This is a genomic window from Thermococcus sp., from assembly GCF_027012695.1.
Classification (GTDB): Archaea; Methanobacteriota_B; Thermococci; order Thermococcales; family Thermococcaceae; genus Thermococcus.
The window spans coordinates 1-1,911 of record NZ_JALUYR010000094.1 but is presented as its reverse complement, the minus strand read 5'-3'; the positions used below and the strand labels follow the sequence as shown (position 1 = coordinate 1,911).

Sequence of the window (1,911 nt, the reverse complement as noted above, 5' to 3'; positions counted from 1 at the left end):
CCTCCTTCCAGCCGTAGCCGTTGTCGACTGCCCATTTTGCTCCATCCGCCAATACATCGTCCAGCTGCGTCCAGTGGAGCCTTACGCGGCCTTTGCTTCCAAGGCCACTCGGCACGTTCTTGAAGAGCGTGTCAACGAGCTCCTTAATCTTAGGCCTTACATCCTTCTCGGTGAGGTTCGTCCTGATGAGCCTGACGCCGCAGTTGTGGACGACCACGCCGTTGGCTATGAAGTTGTGGGCCTCGTGGTAGACGCCGATGTCGTAGAATTTGGTGTATTCTGGCCTGACCTTCTCAACTTTTACAACCTTCTCAGCAACGAAACCGCCCTCGTAGCCCCTCTCCTTGGCGAACTCCTCAAAGGTCGGGAAGTCCTTCGGAACCCTTGGCTCCCTGTAACCTTCGCAGATGCTCCTCTCGACGAAGCGCCTGTTTACGACGTCCTTAACGACCTCATGGGCTTTCTTTACGCTTCCCGTTTTTTCATAGATTTCCCTTGCCTTTTCGATGGCCCTCCTGCGCTCCTCCCTAACGCGCTTCTTGAGCCTGAGGTAGGCGGCCGCGATGAGGCCCCTGGCCTTCTTCTCGAGGTCGTACTCGTAGTTTATCCCCTCGACGAAGGTTCTGATGCTGTCCTCCCCCACTATCGAGAGCCTGTAGGTTACGCCTTTCTTTGACTTAACCTCGTAGAGGGCCGTCTTTATGCCGAACTCCGCGAGGAGCTTCGCAATGTCATCCAAAAACTCGGCAAGGTTCTCAGCAAGTTCTTCGCTCTTCGACTGCGTGAGGTTTATTGGAAGAGGTGTGTTGCCCCTGAACTCGACTATACTCCCGTCCGCCGCGAAGAGTCCGGCTAAGAAGTTTCTCTTGACCCAGAGGGGGGCTTCCATTATCCACTCCGGAACGCGGTATGCTTTCTCCGTCTTCTTGCCCCTCGGCATGCTGAGCTTTTCGAGGAACAGAGCAAAACTCCTCGATGTAACCCTCAGCTCCGCGGAAACGCTCCTCCCTTCGTAGTGTCCGCTCGTCGTTTCGATGCTGTAATCCCTCTCGCGGATGTATAAGTTGGCGCCTATTCCGAGCCTTTCGAGGTCTTTCTTGAGTTCCCTCAGAGTTTCTTCCCGTCCATAGAACGATATTGTCAGCCGACCTGCCATCTCGCCGAGATGTCCATCCCCAAAGGCGAAGCCGAGGATTCTAGCTATTGTTCCAATTTTCGGGTCGTCCCAGCGTAGTGGGACTAGGCCTTTTTCACGAAGGAAGCCCAGAACCTGTGGGTCTTCCCCCTCAAACGCTTCCTCATTGAGGATTATACCGTGCTTCTCTTCGTACTCAACGCCCTCAAAGGGATAAACTATGACCCAGTCTCCTTCCCCGATGTTGCCCAAGTATACGTAGCCCTCAGGAGTAAGAACCGGGTGGTCCTCGCTTCCCTCTATAATCCTTCCGCTCTCGGTGATTATCCTAACGGCCATCTCGTTTTTCTCCACTTCCCTCTCCGCGACGAAGGCAACTTTTGAAGAGTCGTTGTGGCCTTCATTTATGTTGTAAACCTTAACGCCCTGGAGCTTGAACTTCTCCGGCAGTTCCTCAACTTTGAGCCAGTATCCATGCTCCGTCAGGACTTTTGAGCTGGGAGCAAGGCAATTGATGTCATATCCCACGCCTCCGGGGCTTATTATTCCCTCCTTTACGTCAAAAGCCGCTACTCCTCCAATTGGGAAACCGTAGCCCTGGTGTCCGTCGGGCATTACGATGGAGTACTTGTAGATTCCCGGGAGCATGGCAACGTTCGCCGCCTGTTCCAGCGTCCTGTCCTGGCGCATCTTCTCTATGAGCGCGTCGTCGGCGTAAACCCTCCCCGGAACGCGCATTCTCTTATCGAACTTCGGTATCTCCCATCTTATCCTGT

The 1,911-nt window shown here is 54.2% G+C and carries 1 protein-coding gene; it reads right to left on the bottom strand.

Translation table 11 applies throughout. The annotated features are described in order from the left end of the window. Positions 1-1,911 (bottom strand): RtcB family protein (locus MV985_RS07570; RefSeq protein WP_297464948.1); only part of this gene is annotated, 1,911 nt, incomplete at both ends.